Origin of the sequence: Nostoc sp. DedSLP03 (assembly GCF_034530815.1) — a bacterium.
In the GTDB taxonomy this organism is placed as follows: domain Bacteria; phylum Cyanobacteriota; class Cyanobacteriia; order Cyanobacteriales; family Nostocaceae; genus Nostoc.
Genome location: NZ_JAVRCK010000250.1, coordinates 1 through 1,130, shown reverse-complemented (window position 1 = coordinate 1,130; position 1,130 = coordinate 1). Strand labels below are relative to the sequence as shown.

Genomic DNA, 1,130 nt, shown 5'->3' with positions numbered 1-1,130 from the left:
ATACCAATTGAATATGAAGCTGCATATAATAGAGGAAAGCAAACTCGGTAAGTTGATATACCCATGAGCCGCCCATTTCAAATTGAGATCGCTGAGAGCGAAGAGGAACTAAAAAAACGCCTACAAACAGTGTCTTCAGGAATCCAGAAAGAAAAGTTACAAATGTTGTGGTGGCTCAAGAGTGGTCAAGTCAGCCAACAGCAAGAAATTGGAAAACGCTTGGCCAGAGATACTTCAACAGTGACAAGATGGTTGCAGAAGTATAGAGCGAGTGGACTGTCTGGCTTGTTAAAAATTAAGAAAGCAGCCGGAGCAAAACGAAAAATTAACGATGAGACACTCGCTTCCCTCAAGCAAGAACTGGAAACAGGGAAAGGATTTAGTAGTTACGGTGCAATCGTCGAGTGGTTGAAACAAGAACATGGACAAGACATAGAGTATGCAACGGTTTATGCATGGGTTCGATATCGATTAGGCGCAAAACTAAAAGTGCCTCGCCCTCAAAGCCACAATCAAGACGAGAAATTGATATCTGATTTTAAAAAAACTCGGAATTATTCTTAATTGTCTAGAACAACATCTAGCACCCAGCAAGTATGTTCGCTACCTGTGCCAGGATGAAACGAGGGTGGGACTGAAAACTCTTACAGGAAAAGTAATTACTGCTTCTGGAGTCAAGCCTACTGTTGAGGTGAAATGGCCACGGGAAAATTTTTGGATTTATGGTGCAATTGAACCATTGACTGGAGACCACAACATTATGAGTATCCGAAATTGAATGGCGAGTGTTTTCAACAGTTCTTGGACTGGCTATCTCAACAATTAGGTGATGATTACGCTATTTTACAGATTGACCAAGCACCTGCTCATACAAGTTCAGCGATTCGTTGGCAAGAATTTATTATTCCTCTGTATCAACCACCTTCAGCCCCTGAACTCAATCCCATTGAAAGGCTTTGGCAGCTACTCAAGAAACCACTCAAAAATCAACTTTTCTCTTCTTTACAGACTTTACGCGATCGCATCCAACAAATATTCGACCAACTTACACTTGAGCAGGTAATATCTGTATCTTCTTATAACTTTATTTTAGAAGCTCTTTTCTATGCAGCTTCATATTAAATTGGTAT

At 40.5% G+C, this 1,130-nt stretch carries 3 protein-coding genes; all 3 read left to right on the top strand.

What is annotated here, in order from left to right:
- The first annotated feature begins 63 nt into the window (after nucleotides 1–63).
- A complete protein-coding gene (locus RM368_RS38635) occupies nucleotides 64–564 on the top strand; it encodes a helix-turn-helix domain-containing protein (protein WP_322698956.1) in 501 nt (166 codons plus the stop codon).
- 64 nt (nucleotides 565–628) lie between these two features.
- The gene (locus tag RM368_RS38630) at nucleotides 629–778 is read left to right on the top strand and encodes a hypothetical protein (RefSeq protein WP_322698955.1); all 150 of its coding nucleotides are present in this window, start codon (nucleotides 629–631) and stop codon (nucleotides 776–778) included.
- A complete protein-coding gene (locus RM368_RS38625) occupies nucleotides 775–1,122 on the top strand; it encodes a transposase (RefSeq protein WP_322698954.1) in 348 nt (115 codons plus the stop codon). The genes RM368_RS38630 and RM368_RS38625 overlap by 4 nt, the downstream gene beginning before the upstream one ends.
- Nucleotides 1,123–1,130: the final 8 nt, after the last annotated feature.

Excerpts from the sequence above, each read along its gene's own strand:
- RM368_RS38635 (WP_322698956.1), top strand. The coding sequence starts at position 64 with ATGAGCCGCCCATTTCAAATTGAGATCGCTGAGAGCGAAGAGGAACTA.